Origin of the sequence: Paraburkholderia diazotrophica (assembly GCF_900108945.1) — a bacterium.
Lineage (GTDB): Bacteria > Pseudomonadota > Gammaproteobacteria > Burkholderiales > Burkholderiaceae > Paraburkholderia > Paraburkholderia diazotrophica.
On record NZ_FNYE01000003.1, the window covers coordinates 89,489 to 106,278 of the forward strand.

Annotated in this window: 18 protein-coding genes; 8 read left to right on the forward strand and 10 right to left on the reverse strand. The window is 62.5% G+C overall.

Annotated elements, in window-relative coordinates:
* Positions 1 to 197 precede the first annotated feature (197 nt).
* The 4 genes from hpnD to BMW76_RS05090 are packed head-to-tail and all read left to right on the forward strand — an operon-like array spanning position 198 to position 5,060.
* The gene (gene hpnD, locus BMW76_RS05075; protein WP_090863761.1) at positions 198 to 1,046 is read left to right on the forward strand and encodes a presqualene diphosphate synthase HpnD; all 849 of its coding nucleotides are present in this window, start codon (positions 198 to 200) and stop codon (positions 1,044 to 1,046) included.
* Positions 1,046 to 2,317 carry a hydroxysqualene dehydroxylase HpnE gene (gene hpnE / locus BMW76_RS05080; protein ID WP_090863763.1) on the forward strand — a complete coding sequence of 424 codons (1,272 nt, stop codon included), beginning with the start codon at positions 1,046 to 1,048 and terminating at the stop codon, positions 2,315 to 2,317. The genes hpnD and hpnE overlap by 1 nt, the downstream gene beginning before the upstream one ends.
* Entirely contained in the window at positions 2,314 to 4,347 is a 2,034-nt protein-coding gene (gene shc / locus BMW76_RS05085; protein WP_090863765.1) for a squalene--hopene cyclase, read from the forward strand. The genes hpnE and shc overlap by 4 nt, the downstream gene beginning before the upstream one ends.
* Complete coding sequence (locus BMW76_RS05090; RefSeq protein WP_090863767.1) at positions 4,347 to 5,060, forward strand: phosphorylase; 714 nt, start codon at positions 4,347 to 4,349, stop codon at positions 5,058 to 5,060. The genes shc and BMW76_RS05090 overlap by 1 nt, the downstream gene beginning before the upstream one ends.
* Before the next feature lie 217 nt (positions 5,061 to 5,277).
* Here BMW76_RS05090 and BMW76_RS05095 read toward each other — a convergent pair whose 3' ends face one another.
* The 6 genes from BMW76_RS05095 to BMW76_RS05120 form a co-directional block, all read right to left on the reverse strand.
* Positions 5,278 to 5,799, reverse strand: coding sequence for a hypothetical protein (locus BMW76_RS05095; RefSeq protein WP_090863769.1), 522 nt, complete (start codon positions 5,797 to 5,799; stop codon positions 5,278 to 5,280).
* A gap of 56 nt (positions 5,800 to 5,855) precedes the next feature.
* Entirely contained in the window at positions 5,856 to 6,731 is an 876-nt protein-coding gene (locus tag BMW76_RS05100; protein ID WP_090863771.1) for an SDR family oxidoreductase, read from the reverse strand.
* Between the two features lie 126 nt (positions 6,732 to 6,857).
* The gene (locus tag BMW76_RS05105) at positions 6,858 to 7,457 is read right to left on the reverse strand and encodes a short chain dehydrogenase (protein WP_090863773.1); all 600 of its coding nucleotides are present in this window, start codon (positions 7,455 to 7,457) and stop codon (positions 6,858 to 6,860) included.
* 458 nt (positions 7,458 to 7,915) lie between these two features.
* Positions 7,916 to 8,218: a TfoX/Sxy family protein gene (locus BMW76_RS05110; protein WP_090863775.1), complete on the reverse strand. Its 303-nt coding sequence runs from the start codon at positions 8,216 to 8,218 to the stop codon at positions 7,916 to 7,918.
* A gap of 76 nt (positions 8,219 to 8,294) precedes the next feature.
* Complete coding sequence (locus BMW76_RS05115; RefSeq protein ID WP_090863777.1) at positions 8,295 to 9,131, reverse strand: FTR1 family iron permease; 837 nt, start codon at positions 9,129 to 9,131, stop codon at positions 8,295 to 8,297.
* A 14-nt stretch (positions 9,132 to 9,145) separates the two neighbouring features.
* Positions 9,146 to 9,484 (reverse strand): cupredoxin domain-containing protein, encoded by a 339-nt coding sequence (locus tag BMW76_RS05120; RefSeq protein WP_090863779.1) that lies wholly within the window; start codon positions 9,482 to 9,484, stop codon positions 9,146 to 9,148.
* A gap of 280 nt (positions 9,485 to 9,764) precedes the next feature.
* Between BMW76_RS05120 and BMW76_RS05125 the strand changes: the two genes are divergently transcribed.
* On the forward strand, positions 9,765 to 10,115 hold the full coding sequence (locus BMW76_RS05125) for a hypothetical protein (RefSeq protein ID WP_090863781.1): 351 nt from the start codon (positions 9,765 to 9,767) through the stop codon (positions 10,113 to 10,115).
* A gap of 285 nt (positions 10,116 to 10,400) precedes the next feature.
* Here the strand turns inward: BMW76_RS05125 and BMW76_RS05130 are convergent, their stop codons facing one another.
* Positions 10,401 to 11,168 (reverse strand): inositol monophosphatase family protein, encoded by a 768-nt coding sequence (locus BMW76_RS05130; protein ID WP_090863783.1) that lies wholly within the window; start codon positions 11,166 to 11,168, stop codon positions 10,401 to 10,403.
* Between the two features lie 147 nt (positions 11,169 to 11,315).
* Here BMW76_RS05130 and BMW76_RS05135 point away from each other — a divergent pair, with 147 nt between their 5' ends.
* Positions 11,316 to 11,549: a hypothetical protein gene (locus tag BMW76_RS05135; protein ID WP_090863785.1), complete on the forward strand. Its 234-nt coding sequence runs from the start codon at positions 11,316 to 11,318 to the stop codon at positions 11,547 to 11,549.
* Between the two features lie 60 nt (positions 11,550 to 11,609).
* Here BMW76_RS05135 and BMW76_RS05140 read toward each other — a convergent pair whose 3' ends face one another.
* The 3 genes from BMW76_RS05140 to BMW76_RS05150 all read right to left on the reverse strand — a co-directional run bounded on the left by BMW76_RS05140 (position 11,610) and on the right by BMW76_RS05150 (position 15,308).
* Positions 11,610 to 12,314 carry a response regulator gene (locus BMW76_RS05140; RefSeq protein WP_090863787.1) on the reverse strand — a complete coding sequence of 235 codons (705 nt, stop codon included), beginning with the start codon at positions 12,312 to 12,314 and terminating at the stop codon, positions 11,610 to 11,612.
* Between the two features lie 371 nt (positions 12,315 to 12,685).
* Positions 12,686 to 14,437: an ATP-binding response regulator gene (locus BMW76_RS05145; protein ID WP_090863789.1), complete on the reverse strand. Its 1,752-nt coding sequence runs from the start codon at positions 14,435 to 14,437 to the stop codon at positions 12,686 to 12,688.
* 169 nt (positions 14,438 to 14,606) lie between these two features.
* A complete protein-coding gene (locus BMW76_RS05150; RefSeq protein WP_177200309.1) occupies positions 14,607 to 15,308 on the reverse strand; it encodes a response regulator in 702 nt (233 codons plus the stop codon).
* Positions 15,309 to 15,562: 254 nt separating this feature from the next.
* On the opposite strand from BMW76_RS05150, the gene BMW76_RS05155 reads away from it, so the two are divergent.
* Together BMW76_RS05155 and BMW76_RS05160 are read left to right on the forward strand one after the other, a co-directional pair.
* Positions 15,563 to 15,982, forward strand: a complete 420-nt coding sequence (locus BMW76_RS05155) for a PRC-barrel domain-containing protein (protein WP_090863793.1) — start codon at positions 15,563 to 15,565, stop codon at positions 15,980 to 15,982.
* Between the two features lie 331 nt (positions 15,983 to 16,313).
* The gene (locus BMW76_RS05160; protein ID WP_143062212.1) at positions 16,314 to 16,778 is read left to right on the forward strand and encodes a hypothetical protein; all 465 of its coding nucleotides are present in this window, start codon (positions 16,314 to 16,316) and stop codon (positions 16,776 to 16,778) included.
* The last annotated feature ends 12 nt before the right edge of the window (positions 16,779 to 16,790 follow it).

A 16,790-nucleotide genomic window follows, 5' to 3' on the forward strand; every position in this document is an offset into this window, starting at 1 on the left:
TGCGCGACTGCGTGCCCGCCGCACTCGCGCGATCGCGCGCTCTTTCTGCGGCGCCTGTCAAAGGTTGGTATACTTTTGGGCGTTTTCCGGCCTTTGCGGCTGGAGTTTCGCGCGTGTCCGCGCGCGCGGGCGGCTTGCCCTGCGGGTAGGCATGACTTCTTGATCGCCCCGTCGTGGGTGTCTCAGCGGAGATCGTCTTGGCCGTTTCCAACCTCGTCGTGGACGACACACAAACTGACGCAGCCGCCGCGAGTTCGGGCAGCTCGTTTTATCTCGCGATGCGCATCCTGCCGCCGGCGCAGCGCGACGCGATGTACCAGGTCTACGCCTTCTGCCGCGCCGTCGACGACATCGCCGACAGCGACCTGCCGCGCACCGAGCGCGCTGCGGGTCTGGAGCGCTGGCGGTCGGACATCGACGCGTGCTACGCGGGCTCGCCGCGCGCGTCGCTGCGCGAGCTGACCCGGCACATCCACACGTTTCACCTGCAGCGCGAAGACTTCCACGCGATGATCGACGGCATGGCGATGGACGCGGCCGCCGACATCTGTGCGCCCGACGAAGCAACACTCGATCTGTACTGCGACCGCGTCGCGAGCGCGGCGGGCCGGCTGTCGGTGAGAATTTTCGGGATGGAAGAGCAGCCCGGCATCGAGCTGTCGCATCACCTGGGACGCGCGCTGCAACTGACGAACATCCTGCGCGATATCGACGAAGACGCCGCGATCAATCGCTGCTATCTGCCGTACGAGCTGCTCGCGCGGGAAGGCATTGCGACGTCGAATCCGCTCACGGTCGCCGACGATCCGTCGCTGCCGCGCGTCTGCGCAACGCTCGCCGAGCGCGCGAAGCAGCACTTCGCCGCCGCCGACGCGATCATGGATGCGCAGCCGCGCGCGCAGGTTCGCGCGCCGCGCATCATGTCGGGCGTGTATCGCGTGCTGCTCGATCGCACGCTGGATCGCGGCTTCGACATTCCGCGCACGAAGATCAGCAAGCCGAAGCTGCGGCTGCTGGCCATCGTCGCGCGCTACGCTTTCTTTTGATGCGCAAGCTGGTCCACGTGATCGGCGCGGGGCTGGCCGGTCTCGCGGCTGCGGTGCAGCTGCAGCGGCGCGGCGCGCAGGTGATCCTGTACGAAGCGGCCGAACAGGCGGGCGGCCGTTGCCGTTCGTACTACGACCGCGTGCTCGCGGGCACCGTCGACAGCGGCAATCACCTGATGCTGTCGGGTCAGCAGGCGACGCTGAACTATCTGCGTGCAATCGGTTCCGCCGAGGAACTCGTCGGGCCGATCCAGCCCGAATACCCGTTCGTCGATCTCGCGACAAACCGGCGCTGGACCGTGCGGATGTCGCCGGGACGTTTTCCGGCGTGGATCTTCGAGGCCGGCGCGCGCGTGCCGGATACGGTGTGGTCGGACTATTTGTCCATCGTGCCGCTGCTGTTCGCGAAGCCCGGTCGTACCGTCGCGCAGACGATGCGCAGCAACGGCGTATTGTGGGACCGCATGCTGCGGCCGCTGCTGCTCGCGATGACGAACATCGAGCCGCGCCACGCGACGGCCGAACTCGCGGGCGCCGCGTTGCGCGACACGCTGGCGGCGGGCGGGGCCGCGAGCCGGCCGCTGATCGCGCGCAACGGGCTGGGCTCGGCCTTCGTCGAACCGGCGCTGCGCCTTTTGCAGCACGGCGGCGCGGCGATCCGGCTCGGTACGCGACTCGACGCGCTGGAGCTTGCGCACGCGTCGGAGAGCCGCGTGAGCGCGCTGCGCTTCGGCGGCGAGCGCGTCGAAATCGGCGCAAACGAGGCCGTCGTGCTGGCTGTGACGCCGGACGTCGCGCAGGCGCTGCTGCCGGGCGTGCAGGCTCCGGATGGCTTTTCCGCCGTCGTGACCGCGCACTACGCCGTCGAGCCGCCGCTCGGCCACCCGCCGCTGACGGGCCTCGTCAACGCGACCGCGGACTGGCTGATCGCATCCGACGGGCGTCTGTCGGTGACGGCGTATGACGCTGAGAGCCTCGTCGATGCGCCGCGCGATGAACTCGCGCGCACGCTGTGGAAGGACGTCGCGCGAGCGACGGGTCTGTCAGACGATCTGCCGCTGAAGTGGCAGTTGACAGTCGAGCCGCGCGCAACGATCGCCGCGCGGCCCGAAGACGAGATGCGCCGTCCCGCTACGCGCACTCGCTGGAATAATCTGATGCTTGCAGGCGACTGGACGGCAACCGGCCTGCCCGCGGGTATCGAAGGAGCGATCCGCTCGGGCCGGAAGGCTGCGGATACGCTGTTGAATGAACTGATGGAACGCCGATGAACGACCTATCCATGACCCAGACGCTGGGCGATGCACTGCCTCAAACGCTGATCGACGATCACGCCCCAGTCGCGGCCGCGCTGGCGACGGGCGCTGCGCCCGTCGACGCGCTCGACGCCGCCGTCACGCGCGCGACTGATGCGATCCTCGCCGCGCAAAAGGACGACGGCCACTGGGTCTACGAACTCGAAGCCGACGCGACGATTCCCGCCGAATACGTGCTGCTCGTCCATTACCTCGGCGAGACGCCCGACGTCGAACTCGAACAGAAGATCGCGCGCTATCTGCGCCGCATCCAGCTGCCCAACGGCGGCTGGCCGCTCTTCACCGATGGCGCGCTCGATATCAGCGCGAGCGTGAAGGCGTATTTCGCGCTGAAGATGATTGGCGATCCGGAGGATGCAGAGCACATGGTCCGTGCACGCGAGGCGATCCTCGCGAACGGCGGCGCTGAGGCGTCGAACGTATTCACGCGCGTTCTGCTGGCGCTGTTCGGCGTGGTGACGTGGTACGCGGTGCCGATGATGCCCGTCGAAATCATGCTGCTGCCCAAGTGGTTCCCGTTCCATCTATCGAAGGTGTCGTACTGGGCGCGTACCGTGATCGTGCCGCTGCTCGTGCTGAACGCGAAGCGCCCCGTCGCGCGCAATCCGCGCGGCGTGCGCATCGACGAACTGTTCCGCGGCGCGCCCGTGACGACGGGCCTGCTGCCGCGCTCAGGCCACCAGAGCAGAGGCTGGTTCGGCTTCTTCCGCACCGTCGACAGCGTGCTGCGCGTGACGGACGGCCTGTTTCCGAAGGCGTCGCGCGAGCGCGCGATCAAGGCGGCCGTCGCGTTCGTCGATGAGCGCCTGAACGGCGAAGACGGCCTCGGCGCGATTTTCCCGGCGATGGCGAATTCGGTGATGATGTACGACGTGCTCGGCTATCCCGCCGATCACCCGAATCGCGCGATCGCCCGCAAGTCGATCGACAAGCTGCTCATCGTCCACGAGGACGAAGCGTATTGCCAGCCGTGCCTGTCGCCTGTGTGGGATACGTCGCTCGCGGCGCATGCGCTGCTCGAAACGGGCGACGAGCGCGCCGAAGCGGCCGTGCTGCGCGGCCTCGAATGGCTGCGTCCGCTGCAGATTCTCGACGTGCGCGGCGACTGGATTTCGCGCCGTGCGGATACGCGTCCCGGTGGCTGGGCGTTCCAGTACAACAACGCCCATTACCCCGACGTCGACGATACGGCCGTGGTCGCGATGGCCATGCATCGCGCGGCGGCGCTGACGAAATCGGATGTCGACAGCAACGCGATTGCGCGCGCCCGCGAGTGGGTGGTCGGCATGCAGAGTAGCGATGGCGGCTGGGGCGCGTTCGAGCCGGAAAACACGCAGTACTACCTGAACAACATTCCGTTCTCCGATCACGGCGCGCTCCTCGATCCGCCGACGGCGGACGTGTCGGGCCGCTGCCTGTCGATGCTCGCGCAACTCGGCGAAATGCCTGCGACCAGCGAGCCGGCACGCCGTGCGTACGACTATCTGCTGAAGGAGCAGGAAGACGACGGCAGCTGGTACGGCCGCTGGGGCATGAACTACATCTACGGCACGTGGACGGCGCTGTGCGCGCTCAACGCGGCGGGCATCTCGCTCGAAGACGCGCGCATCAAACGCGCCGCGCAATGGCTCGTGTCGATCCAGAACCCGGACGGCGGCTGGGGCGAAGACGGCACCAGCTACAAGCTCGACTATCGCGGCTACGAAAAGGCGCCGAGCATTCCGTCGCAGACGGCGTGGGCGCTGCTCGGCCTGATGGCGGCCGGTTACGTCGACCATCCCGCTGTCGCACGCGGCGTCGAATACCTGAAGAGCGAGCAGCGCGATCACGGCCTGTGGGATGAAGAGCGCTTCTCCGCAACGGGCTTTCCGCGCGTGTTCTATCTGCGTTACCACGGCTATCGCAAGTTCTTCCCGCTGTGGGCGCTCGCGCGCTACCGCAACATGACGCGCGCGGGCGAGAAGCGCGTCACCGTCGGCATGTGATGGCGGCTCGGCCCGATCGCATGAACGCGAGCCTGCCCGTCATCGCCGTCACGGGGATGGCGTTCGAGGCGCGCATCGCGCGCGGCAAGGGTGTCGAGGCCGTGTTCGCGGCGCGCGCCGATCTGCTCGAACGCGCGCTGAACGAAGCCGTCGCGCGCGGCTGCGCGGGCATCGTCAGCTTCGGCACGGCGGGCGGGCTGGCGCCCGATCTGGCGCCCGGCGCGCTGATCGTCGCGAGCAGCGTGCATAGCCCGCTCGGACAGGTCAACACCGACTTGCGCTGGTCCGCGCGCATCGTCACCGCGCTCGGCGCGACACCGCTGCACGCAAAACTGCGGCGCGGGCCGATGGCGGGTGTAGGCGCGCCGCTCGTCGGCGCAGCGGACAAGGCGGCGCTGCATGCGTCGACGGGCGCGCTCGCCGTCGACATGGAATCTCACCTCGCGGGCGCGATCGCCGAAGCGAACGGCTTGCCGTTCGCCGTCTGCCGCGCCGTCGTCGATCCGGCGTGGCGCACGCTGCCATCCGCCGCGACGGCGGGTTTGCGCGACGACGGCACGACGGCCATCGGCCCGATCCTGCGCGAACTGGCGCGTCAGCCGTCGCAACTCGGCGGCTTGCTGCAGGTTGCCGCCGACGCCCGCGCTGCCCGCAGCACGCTCGTCGCTGCCCGGCACGTCCTGGAACGCTCCGGCGCGCTCCTCTTTCCCTGACGCGTCAAGCCGCGTGCCCGCAAGCCGCGCGGATTCGATGTCGAAATGAGGTCAACAAGAGAGCGGCGCCGAAAACGGACGGGGCGATTCTCCGAATCTATAACTGAAAGATTTATGTGCCATGTGCCGGCATGGACAGAAGCCGCCTCCGCAAATGCGAACTATCAATGTCCGGACCAATTCGGCAGCGCGAAGGGCTTACGCAAGCAGCAGTGCATCAGGATGTCGAGCCCGGTTGGGGCCAAGGCCAGCCTTTTTTCTCGTCGGGCGCATCCCACTCGGCGGATGGTTCTGACTCGACCGACGCTTCGACCGGGCTGGCGTCCTCAGCTTCAGCGTGCGCCGGTTGGCTCGAAGCGCCGCTTTTCATCGCGGGAAGCCCGGTCCCAAACCACTTCACCTTTTTCTGCATATGGGTGACATACACGTTCCAGCCGGAAGGGTTGCCATCAAACAGGTCGTGCTGGACAGTCGACGCAAGCGCCTTGCGGTTGAGGTCCGTCTCGAGCAGTTCCTTTGGCCACAGAAAAAACGCGGTGGCGACGTGTGCGCCGAAATCGGCGACTGTCATCTTCGGGGTGAGTGCCCGGAGAAAGTCGAATTCCTGCAACGATTCCTGTGAACCCGCGAGCTGCACCACCTTCGCATCCGGTCGACCTGTCCTGGTCAGACAGCTCAGCGCCTCGAGCATATCGCCGAGGTGAAGCAGCAGTTCCCGTCTATCAAACCGGTCATCCATTGCAGCATCTCCGTTGATTGCACCGTTGTTCGATGATACTCGTCGTGCTGAGGTTGTCATGAACCCAACCTGGCCTTGACCATATTGTCCGCGCGTAACATGCCCGGCAACGCCTCGACGAAGAAATCCGCCTGCAATGCCGCGCCAGCCTGGACATCGTATTGCGAGAAGTCCCGGACACCAGCCGCCAATAGCACTTCATCATCGAGAAAGAAATTCCCCGAGCACTCCCTGGATGGACGGGTCAGTATGTAATGGGCGGCGTCGGCGACTATCTCCGGCTTGCGACACGCGGCAATCATATCGGCGCCGCCAATCTCGTTTCGCACGGCGGCCGTCGCAATCGCGGTTCTTGGCCACAGCGAATTGACGGCAACGCCACGGTCCCTGAACTCACCGGCCAGTGCCAATGTGAACAGGCTCATCGTGTATTTGGCGATCGTGTATGGCGGGAAATCCTTGAACCACTTTGCATCGGTGACGAGCGGTGGCGACAGCGTAAGAATGTGTGGATTCGCCGAATTGAGCAGGTGAGGCAGGCAGGCCTGGGCACAGACAAACGTGCCTCTGCCGTTCACCCCGTGCATCAGGTCGTACCGCTTGACGGGCGTATCCAGCGTTCCCGTCAGCCGGATGGCACTGGCATTGTTCACGAGTATGTCGATGCCGCCGAACACCTCAGCGGCCCGGGCAACCGCGCCCTTTACGCGTTCCTCATCGCGAATGTCGACGACCAGCGCAAGCGCCTTTCCACCCGCGGCTTCCACGGCGGCTGCCGCCGTATGCACGGTGCCCTCAAGCCGCGGGTCCGGATTGGCCGTCTTCGCTGCAATCACAATGTTCGCGCCGTCACGCGCCGCACGGAGTGCAATGGCAAGCCCAATACCGCGACTGCCTCCTGACATGAATATTGTCTTGCCGGCGAGGCTCATGGTCGTTTCCTCGATACTTGGCGTGGCATGCGGTTAAGTTCGAAACGCGGCGTTGCTACGAGTCGAAACGTCTGGAGTCGAAGGTCGTTGCTGCGACGGCAGCGCTGAATGACGGCGGCGTTGCATTCACCACTTCGCGACCTGAATGACCTCTCCTGTGATGTCCTCCAGCAAGCACCGTTTGTATGCCTGGGCGACCGCCTCTGCGGGAACCCCAGCGGAGCGAGCCTGCCCCATTGCTGCAAGCGTCTCCGAGACCCAGCCTGGGCTAACGACATTGACCCGTGCCTTGCCCCTCAGTTCAAGTGCCGCCGACCTGCCGAATGCCTCGATGCCGGCATTCACGATGCTCACGGCCGCGCTCCCTGTCATGGGGTGTTGGGCCAGTATGCCGGAAGTCAGTGTCAGCGACCCGCCTTGCACGATATGGCCGACCGCGCGCCGGACAAGATTGACCTGTCCCATCAGCTTGTTGGCCAGGCTGAACGCAAAGTCGTCATCCGAGAGCGTTTCGAGCGGTGCGAATTTCGCCGCGCCGGCGACGCAGATCACGGCATCGACAGTTCCGAGCCGCTGGTACATTGAGACGATGGATGCCTTATCTGTGAGGTCCACGGACAGGTCAGGTCCGCTGCGGCTGGCACGAATGACCTGATGTTCAGGCGACAGCATTCGCACAACTTCCTTGCCGAGCAGTCCCGTTGCGCCGACTATCAGCACGCGCATAGCTCCTCCTTATCCGGAAGGTCACGCCAGCGCCCAGTGAAGCATCGCGCGTGGCGTGCAGACGAACATCGTACTACCGCTGGCGGCAATGCGAACGCGACGGCTGCACGGCGAGCGGGCTAGAGTTTCCGTCGGCTCACCTGCGACAGGGAGCATGCTGACGTCGTGGGAAACATCGCGATGAGACGCTGACCGGCGTGGTCATCATGTTCATCGCCCCCGCATGAATGCGGGCATTCCCGCGAAAAGCAGGGCTATCGATATGGGCACTGTTGATGAACGGAGTTCTGCACATCACGTACCTCGTCGTGACGCTCACTCGTTGAGTTGTCGTCCTCGGTAATAGCCACCGGCAATCTGACGGTTTATTGGAGGGGGAGTTTCAACCGGGGCATCTTTCTATCTGGGCGCCTCATGAACCTGGTGCTTCCAGTTCTTTAGCGAACGATACTGCTTCCTCACAGTTCTTCGAGTGAAGCAAAGGCCGGGCTGCTCGCATCGAATGCCAACCAGCGCAGCATCGGATAGCGGCGATACGGCTGAAATTGCTTGCAGCCTCGCGTCTCTAAGAGCGTGGTGACGGACAGCTGTGGAAGCTTGAGTGCAATCGTGTCGCCATATACGCAGGCCGCCATCCTGCGTCCAACAAAGAAAGCCGGACAGCCGAAAAACTTGCGTTCGGTGATGGCGTCGTATCTGCACGCCACTACCCTCAGTGCGACAAGCAATGCGGCGCTGTGCTCCAGCGTGAGTGTCGCCATGTGATGTTCTGATTGCCGTCCGCAACGTTCGAGGGCGATGCTGACGCGTGCATCGTCATACAGCTGCCTGCGCCGCTTACGCAGGTTGTCGGGGTCGTTGAGCGGAGCCTTGCGGACGGTTCACCGCGCGCGAGAGAAGCACAATGATGACCAGTGTCGCGATGTAAGCCGCGATCTGGATACCGGCAGGGCGAGCGGTGTAACCGACAAGCGTATGAAGCATCTTGCCGGGAAGACTGCTTTCCTTGAGGAGCCACGACGTGTCCCAGACTGTCTCGCCCCACGATGGCAGAAGGCCGGCCGATGCCAGGAATCCGACGCCCTGGCTCGCCATACCGGCTGCAAGAAGAATAACGAGTGCGTTGGTCACCGCAAACAGGCGCTTGAGCGGAATCTGCAAGAGGCCCGCATACATTGCGGCGCCAAGACCAACACCACCGAGGATACCGAGCAGCCCGCCGATAATCATCTGGGGTGTCTGTCCGGGGTCGCCCGCCGCGATGCCATACAGAAACAGGACTGCCTCTGAACCCTCTCGCAGCACGGCAACGCCAACGACAATCGCGAGGCCAGTAAGCGGTCGGCTGCCCGCCGCTACGGCTTTGCCCACCGCCGAAATCTGTTGTGCCATTTCGCGGCTGTGCTTGCCCATCCAGATGCTGTGCCACGCGAGCATGACTACCGCGATGAACATGACGCCAGCGTTGAACACTTCCTGGCCCATGCCCGACGCCCATGAGGAAATAACGTCGGCAAATATCGCAATGAGGCCAGCGCCAACTATCCCGCCGAGCAAGCCACCGCTTACCCACCATCCGCGGTTCAGAACCCCCTTGGTGGCCGCCATGACGATTGAAACCACCAGCGCGGCTTCGAGGACTTCGCGGAAAACGATGAGTGCGGTGGAGAGCATGATGTCGCGAGCGGTTACTTGACGGTCAGATGGGTCTTCGACTCTGCTTCGTGATACTCGTCGTGAAATTCATACGTCCCGGCCTTCAGAGGTCCGATGAAGACATCGACCTGCTTGCCAGCGGGAATGACCTTTTCGGCCTTGAAGTCATCGCTTTCGAATTCGGCCGGCGTCGAATCAAGGTTCTTCACCGTGACCTTTACCTTCTTGCCTGCAGGGATGGTCAACTCGGCGGGCGAGAACTTGTGGTCCTTTAGCGTAAGGCTGTATGACTCTTCTGCAGCGATCACGTTGGCTGCAAGCATGCCCATCGAGGCGAAGGCAAAAGCGATGAAGGTGTGTGTTGTTTTCATGGGTTGTCGGCTGGTTTGTAATAGATAGTAACAAAAGAGATAATAGGAGCTATTCGCATCCGGATGGCAATATTCCATTCCATTCGTAGGGTTATGGAATTTCATCCCTCGACGGAAGGCGAGGGCGACGAAGGCTGCTTGGCACCGTATAAGCCTCAACGGCTCACAGCAGTTGATTGGAATAACGCTGCGCCACTGCACGTTTAGATGAACCCTGCGGCGAAAGCACGGAGCGCTCTTCTGTGCGGGGGCCATCAGCGGAATAGACGGCGGGTGAGCCATGAAAACGTCAAGAAGAGAGGACGTCAGATTGCTGTTAGCGCTGAGGGCAGAGGCCGGCAAATACGACGCTATCAGTGAACTCACCATGTCGGCGTGCACGGCGTTCACTGTGCATGGGCAGATCATGGCCTGCGCCGACGATAATCTGATTGCCCTCAAGCTCCCCGAACTTTCGGTGGCCGCGCTACTGTACACATCTGGCTGCAGACGATTCCAGCCATACGGACGGCGGGCGTCGTTACGACACTGGGTGGCCTTTGCGGAAACGAGTCCGGCATTCGGTTCACTCGAACAGTTGTTCGAGCAGGCCGTAGCGTTTGCTCTGGAGTCGCATGGCGACAAGCGCTAACGAGTTGATCTGACGTTAGAACGCCCGGCGTATATGTAGCGACACATATCGCGACTCGACAGCTTAAAAAAGCAGCGGGCGCTGCGCCACGTAGCCGCGCCGTCAGCGAAGCTGTCGCGTACTTCAATACTGAGACGCAGCTCTTTTTACGGCTGCTACCCGACCCGACATTTGCTCGTGGCAAGCCGCTTTCACGTACCAACATTCCCCTGACCATTGCACATTGCAAGCATAGTATTCCTAACCTTTGGCCGCGAAATCTGGTTGATGCGGTGAGGGTTCGGGTTACTTTTGTCCAAGGACTCGAAGCGCTTGGGCGTGTAACTCTTGGGTCGCGGCTGCGATGACCGTGCCATCGAAACGTTCGTTGACTGGACGACCCGACCATGTAGTCACGAGGCCGCCCGCCCCCTGAACGACAGGGATCAGCGCCATCACATCGCAAATTTCCAGGTCGGCATCCACAACAAGATCCACGTGGCCCGAGGCCAACAAGGCATAAGCGTAACAGTCGGTTCCAAACCGGGAGATACGAACTGCGCGCGACAGCGCTGCAAAGGCTTCGGATGCTTCGCCGACGAAAATCCGTGGGTCCGTTGCACAGAGTCGCGCGTCGCGCAATTGTATGCACTGACTAACCTCGCACGGCACACCGTTGAGAACGGTGTGGTTGCCGTACCCGATCCAGCGCTCACGCAGTGCAGGAACCTCGATCATGCCGTAAACAGGAAATCGGTTTTCAAGCACCGCTACAAGCGTCCCGAACAGCGGAATGCCCGCTACGAAGCTTTTCGTGCCGTCGATGGGGTCAATCACCCAGGTGATGCCGTCTCCTATCTCCCCGCCTTCCTCTTCTCCTACGATGTCGTGCAATGGATACCGCGACAAGATGAGTTCTCGCAGTCGTCGTTCAATCTCGAAGTCGGCTGCCGTGACGGGAGTCTCGTCGGGCTTTGTTGCAACGTGGAACCTGGTCCGGAAGTGCTTCAACGCGAGAACTCGCGCCTCGTCTCCGAGTGAGTCAAGAAACTTGCAGGTGTCTGTTGGTGACATGTTTGTACTCCCTGATGCCGTCAGTGCTGCTGCACCCCCCGACACGCCATGCCGGTGCGGAAAGCAAGACCTGAAAGTCCTCGTCGCGCCTGCCGTTTTCCTTGGCTGTCGGCATAAAGTACAAATACAAGGCATCAGGAGGACGCAATGAATCTGGACGACGAAATGCGCGATCTCCGGCAGGCAGACGATGCCATTTCTGCGGCGCAGTCTCGAATCGGCCGCCAGTTCGAGTTGCTGCAGGCGCTCGATAGGGACGGGCACAATACGGGACAGGCCGAAAAGCTTCTCGCCGAAATGCAGAAAGCGCTCCAGGTGATGATCCAATATCGCGCGACGATTGCAGCGGCTATCGACAGCATAAAGGCGAAGAAACTGTAGCCGTTCACGCGACGGACTTCGTATGCGCGAAAAGACGACGGCTAACCGGCTATAGGCGTCTCAACGAATGCTGAAGGCTGCCTGCGACCCCGCCTCGCGCCGGGTGCGCCAGATGGGCGGTGACATCCCTGAATGAGATGCGCGCTTTAGTTCGACGAGTGTTGCAACGCTGACGCGCAGGCAGTCGTACAGTTCCTCTGCGAGCGCCCAATTAACGCTGCCGTGGTGCAGCCTGCGCAACCTTTCCTCCTGGGCACGGACCAGTTCGATACCCCGCCGGATGCGGCGCTCGCGCGCTGAGGCGGCCCAAGCGCCCTCTTTATCGCCGGGGACCGCGAACGCGAGGCCGCCCAACTGATCTTCCGCGTTCGCCGTGCCGGCCAGAGGGCTATCCAACGCCCATTCTTCGTTTGCGACGGAGCGGGTGGCGAGCCCATCAAGCACGGCCAGCAGTTCAGAGGGGGCGAACGGTTTCCGCAGCATGGCTGCGACAGGGACTGCCGGGACGGCCGCACGCGCGGACATGAGCACCACTGGAAGCTGCTCGAATACCGGCATCGCACTGATTTGACGGGTCATTTCGATGCCATCCATCAACGGCATCGTCACGTCAGAAACGATGACGTGCGGTTCGCTGTCACGCGTGAGGCGCAAGGCTTCGCGTCCGTTCTTCGCGACGACTACTTCGTGGCCTGAAGCTTCGAGCACAGCTTTGAGGGCATCCCGCAAGTTCGCATCGTCGTCGACAAGTAGTATGCGAGTCATACAAGTTCGTCCGAACCCGACAGGTGCTTTACTGCATCGTCTGTTCCAGGTTCTCTGATTGCGCACTCGCGGGCAGCGACGCGGCGCATGAGACACAGCAGTGAACGACGCCATCTGTACTTTTTGCGCTGCTCGCAAAATATTCCTGCTTGCGGAGTGACGTGTACGTGCCTGCTTACTACGAGCAGAACGGAACGAAAATGCCCAGCGGACGCAAAGGGCAGAGGTTTAGTTAAGCGGTTGCAGGCTGGCCCAGGGTGGTCGGTGTTTCGCCGGATGACGCCTGTCAGCCAACGTTACACCATCGAAAAACGCGGAAAAGGCCGCAAAGGATTGTGGCCCGGCCGTATCGACGGACCAGGGCGGTGGCGTTACCTGCGCAGCACTTCACCTAGGTCCTCGAGCGACGGCGGCTTGACGAGATAGCAGTCAAATTCGTCGGCACCGCGTTCGGATGTCGTCCCGGCATAGCCGGTGAGTGCAACCAGACGGGTCGAGGTGCACTGTGGGCGTTGCCTCAGCAGACGGGCAAGCTCGTAACCGTCCATGTTGGGCATGTTGATGTCAATCAGAGCCACGTCCGGCGTGAAGGAATCAACCAGTGACAGGGCTTCCGGTCCATTCTGTGCGCGCTTCACCTCGTGACCGTCCAGCGTCAGCAGTATTGCGAGCGCTTCCGTCGCATCGGGGATATCGTCGACAAGCAGGATGCGGGCAGGCGGTATCCCGTGACTGGTGGACGCGGCGTGCTCAACCTGACTTCGACAGACTATGGGTAGCCGCACGATGACTTCCGTACCCTTGCCTTCGCCTTCGCTGTAGATCGCAATCTCGCCCAGGTGCGCACTCACCAGATGCCGGACCACAGACAGCCCCACGCCAAGGCCGCCTTCTGCGCGCATACGAACGCCAGGAGCCTGTGTAAACAGTTCGAAGATGTGTGGCAGCAGATCTGGCGCGATGCCCAGGCCGTTGTCGCGAACGATGATGACGACTTCCCTCGGCGTTGAGTCATGCTCAGGAATCGCGCCTGGGTCGGGCGCTTCAACGCGGAGAGTGATTTCACCGCCCGACGGCGTGTATTTGACGGCATTCCATAACAGGTTCGAAAAGACCTGCGTCAGGCGGCCCGCATCAGCGAACACCGTCAGCGGATACGGCGGCTGCTCCACGCGTAACCGATGCTGACGCTTTTGAGCTTCCTCCCGCACAGTGCCGACTGCATCCTTGATGATGTCACCGAGCAGGCCATACACGCGATGAACAGCGAGCTTGCCGGTCCTGATACGCGAGGCGTCCAGCAGGTCGCTCACGATGCGCTTCAGTTGTCCCACCTGCCGGTTGGCAACGGCGAGAGCGGATAGCACAACAGGACTGTTTGCCGCCAGCTTTTGCGCAGCCGCCAGTGCGCTGTCGACTGGGGCGAGCGGACCACGCAGTTCGTGACCCAGCATCGCGATGAAATTGTCCTTGTTGGATTCCGCTGCGGCGAGCGCGCGCCGTGCCGCCTCGGCTTCCGCGGCGCGTGCTTCGGCGTCAGCATTCGCCTGTCTGATGCTCAGTGCTGCGCACGTAAAATTCGCCAGGCTCGTCAGGATTCGGCGATGTTCGTGATCGAAGTGATGTGCCTCGTCATGTGACATCACCCATAGCGCGCCCCACGGCTCGGGTACGCCGGGAACGGGTACGACGAGCTCTTCGGTAATCTCCGGCTCGATGTCGGTCATGCAGGCGAACTGGCGCTTCGGGAAAGCGAACAGTTGCGGTGCGTCGAGTTCGAGTACCACGCCCGCAGGGCTGTCATCGGATGGAATGACATGGTCCACATATACTGCGCAACGGCCGGACACGGCGACCCAGCGAAACGGGGAAGGTTGCGTAGCATCGCGGTCTCGCAAGCTGATACCCGCGCTGCCGGCATCGCAAAGCGCGAGAGCCATATCGACCAGCGTCTGAAGCATGACGGTATCCGACGCACTCAGCGCTCTCGCCAACGTATGCAACGCCTTGTTTTCAGCCGCATAGTCGGGGGCACGGTGCGGCCGTGTGTCGAGTTTCCGGGTGGCAAGCATCTGCGCGCGCCGCGCGTCGCTCGCAGCACCTGAATGTGACAGCCTGGGCATGCCGTCCTCTATCGGAGAGAGCCAGTTCACATCACATTCTAGTTCGGCAATTCTGACCGGACTATTGGAAAAGAGGGTGTGCGGCAATGCAGATTACTCAGGCGCATCGCTTGGCGCCGGCAACACACGGGCTTTGCTTTCGGCCGCCAGGAACCAGACGGGCAGACCACTAAAGGGAATGGCCGGGACCGCGCTTTTGTCGGCGACCGACCTGTGAATCGCGCTGTCCGCCGACAACTTGCGACGTGGCGGGAAGCAATGCTGATGCGGCCGCCATTTCGAGGCTGACGAGGGCGGCAACGCTCGCGACAAGCGCCTCATACGACTGTTCTGCGAGGCTAACGTCGGTACCCCGCCTCCGGAGCAGGTCAACGCGCGCCGCCTGTTCATGAACGAGTTGCAATCCACGACAGACACGCGCCGCGCAACCTTCAGCGCTGGCGGATACGTCCCGTCCGGAAAACAATGCCTGGTCGCGCTGATGCTCTGGTTCGCGATACTGGGCTTCTACGGGTGTGTTGTCGGCGGGTGCCGCGACCTGAGATACAGATTGGAGCAACACGGTCGGGTCGAATGGCTTCTTCAATATGCGCTCCACGGGAACGCTGGCCTCGGTATCGACACCCGACATCAGGATAATCGGGACGCAGCAGAGTCGCGGGATAGCCTTCAACATTCGAACCATGTCCGGTCCGTCCAGAGCAGGCATGTGGATGTCGGAAACGATGAGCTCTGGAGTATCCGTTATGGCTACGCCCAATGCTTCGAGGCCGTTGCTTGCGACCACCACGTCGTGTCCCGCAGCTGTCATGAGCGCTACCAGGGCCTCTCGCAGATTGGCGTCGTCGTCGACTAACAGCACGCGGCTCATTACTGCGCTCTCCCTATGCGAGCAATACTTGCGAGCATCCGGCATTCCCATCGCCGATGGCCGGTCGCCTGGGGCGGTCATTCCCGTGCCCGTGCGCCCCAACAGGCGTCCGCGGTCTTTAGGGCGCTGCGTCAACTTCTCGCGATGGTTACAGGTACACCGACTGTCTTTTTGGGCTGAAGACGCTGCTTGCACTTCAGTGGGCGCGACCATTGCTATGGTGCTAGAGTCGCTCACTGTTTAAGGGGGAACGTATGAGACCTCTCAATCATGGGAACGGGTCTCGTATCGATGAAAGCCGCGGCAAGACCGTCGGTGCCATAGACAGACAGATGCCTGCCGTGATGCCGACGTCGACGTTCGCAGGCGTGAGCGTGATTTCTGTCGACGGCAACGACGTTGGACGGGTGCTGGAAATCATGGTGGATATGCGCGACGGTCGAATTGTCTATGTGGTGCTGGCCGAAGGAGAATTCCTGGGCACATGCCTCACACTCCGGGCTATTCCGTGGAGCGCATTAACGCTTGATATCGCCAATGAGTGTTTCCGTCTCGACATGAGTGCCCAACAAATCAGGGACGCACCAGCATTCGATGGCGACAATTGGCCGTCCATGGCGGATGCAGCGTGGGGCCAGCGGATGCACAAATACTACAATCGGCCGCCTTATTAACGGCAGAAGCACACTTGGAACGCTCTCGGAGGTCCGCGCACCAGCGTTCACTGGAGGCAACGGTGTAATCCGGTACCGATCTGTGAAATGCCACATCAAGCCGGCTTTGCGAGGCGTTTTGGAACCGTAGTTCTGTATCAGGTAGCGTCGCCCATCGTCTGATGAAACATGCCGGCAATCGACGGTCCAGGCGGCTCGCGATGGCGCGGCACCGACCCGCTGAACGACCCGCAGCGTGAGCGAGAGCGGCGTGTGCGGACGCAAGGGGCACTGAGCCAACGCCGTTTTTAAATGACTAGCGGTTGACGGCTGGGTCACGGGAGCACGGCACATGAGCATTGTCCGGAAAATGCGCACGATACGTGTCGCGTTCCTTCTCTCGGCGCTCTGCGCAGCCTGTGCGACTCCACATCCGCCACCGGGCGCCAGGCTTTACGCCCGGGAATATCCCGGCACGGCACAGGACCATGGCGTCACCGACAAAGTCGAGTTCTTCGGCGTGGGCTTCTCGGCCAACCGTCCGGTCGTCCTCCGCGTCGCCGACCTGCCAGGCCGCACGAAGGACATCGGCGTCCCGGGCACGCCGCCGGCGGACCAGTACGGCTTCGTTGATTTCTATTACGAGCTACCGTGTCTCTACCGACGCGGCGACCTGCCGACGGTCGGACGGCCCATCCGCGTGCTCGCGACCGACGCGGCTGGCTGGACCGTCTATTCAGACTCGCTGACCGCGCAGAGCTTCGCGTGTGATGTGCCGCCACCGGACGCTGCCCGAAACGTCGCGCCGGCGAAATGAGCGTGCCTAAGC

What these genes read in the sequence shown, in the direction of transcription:
- BMW76_RS05100 (WP_090863771.1), bottom strand. Translation starts at nt 6,731, where the DNA reads ATGAGCCTCGCCGGCAAGACAATATTCATGTCAGGAGGCAGTCGCGGT.
- BMW76_RS05155 (WP_090863793.1), top strand. Translation starts at nt 15,563, where the DNA reads ATGAGACCTCTCAATCATGGGAACGGGTCTCGTATCGATGAAAGCCGC.
- BMW76_RS05110 (WP_090863775.1), bottom strand. Translation starts at nt 8,218, where the DNA reads ATGGCGACACTCACGCTGGAGCACAGCGCCGCATTGCTTGTCGCACTG.
- BMW76_RS05125 (WP_090863781.1), top strand. Translation starts at nt 9,765, where the DNA reads ATGAAAACGTCAAGAAGAGAGGACGTCAGATTGCTGTTAGCGCTGAGG.
- BMW76_RS05140 (WP_090863787.1), bottom strand. Translation starts at nt 12,314, where the DNA reads ATGACTCGCATACTACTTGTCGACGACGATGCGAACTTGCGGGATGCC.
- BMW76_RS05135 (WP_090863785.1), top strand. Translation starts at nt 11,316, where the DNA reads ATGAATCTGGACGACGAAATGCGCGATCTCCGGCAGGCAGACGATGCC.
- BMW76_RS05120 (WP_090863779.1), bottom strand. Translation starts at nt 9,484, where the DNA reads ATGAAAACAACACACACCTTCATCGCTTTTGCCTTCGCCTCGATGGGC.
- BMW76_RS05115 (WP_090863777.1), bottom strand. Translation starts at nt 9,131, where the DNA reads ATGCTCTCCACCGCACTCATCGTTTTCCGCGAAGTCCTCGAAGCCGCG.
- BMW76_RS05095 (WP_090863769.1), bottom strand. Translation starts at nt 5,799, where the DNA reads ATGGATGACCGGTTTGATAGACGGGAACTGCTGCTTCACCTCGGCGAT.
- BMW76_RS05130 (WP_090863783.1), bottom strand. Translation starts at nt 11,168, where the DNA reads ATGTCACCAACAGACACCTGCAAGTTTCTTGACTCACTCGGAGACGAG.
- hpnE (WP_090863763.1), top strand. Translation starts at nt 1,046, where the DNA reads ATGCGCAAGCTGGTCCACGTGATCGGCGCGGGGCTGGCCGGTCTCGCG.
- BMW76_RS05090 (WP_090863767.1), top strand. Translation starts at nt 4,347, where the DNA reads ATGGCGGCTCGGCCCGATCGCATGAACGCGAGCCTGCCCGTCATCGCC.
- BMW76_RS05160 (WP_143062212.1), top strand. Translation starts at nt 16,314, where the DNA reads ATGAGCATTGTCCGGAAAATGCGCACGATACGTGTCGCGTTCCTTCTC.
- BMW76_RS05105 (WP_090863773.1), bottom strand. Translation starts at nt 7,457, where the DNA reads ATGCGCGTGCTGATAGTCGGCGCAACGGGACTGCTCGGCAAGGAAGTT.
- BMW76_RS05150 (WP_177200309.1), bottom strand. Translation starts at nt 15,308, where the DNA reads ATGAGCCGCGTGCTGTTAGTCGACGACGACGCCAATCTGCGAGAGGCC.
- BMW76_RS05145 (WP_090863789.1), bottom strand. Translation starts at nt 14,437, where the DNA reads ATGCCCAGGCTGTCACATTCAGGTGCTGCGAGCGACGCGCGGCGCGCG.
- shc (WP_090863765.1), top strand. Translation starts at nt 2,314, where the DNA reads ATGAACGACCTATCCATGACCCAGACGCTGGGCGATGCACTGCCTCAA.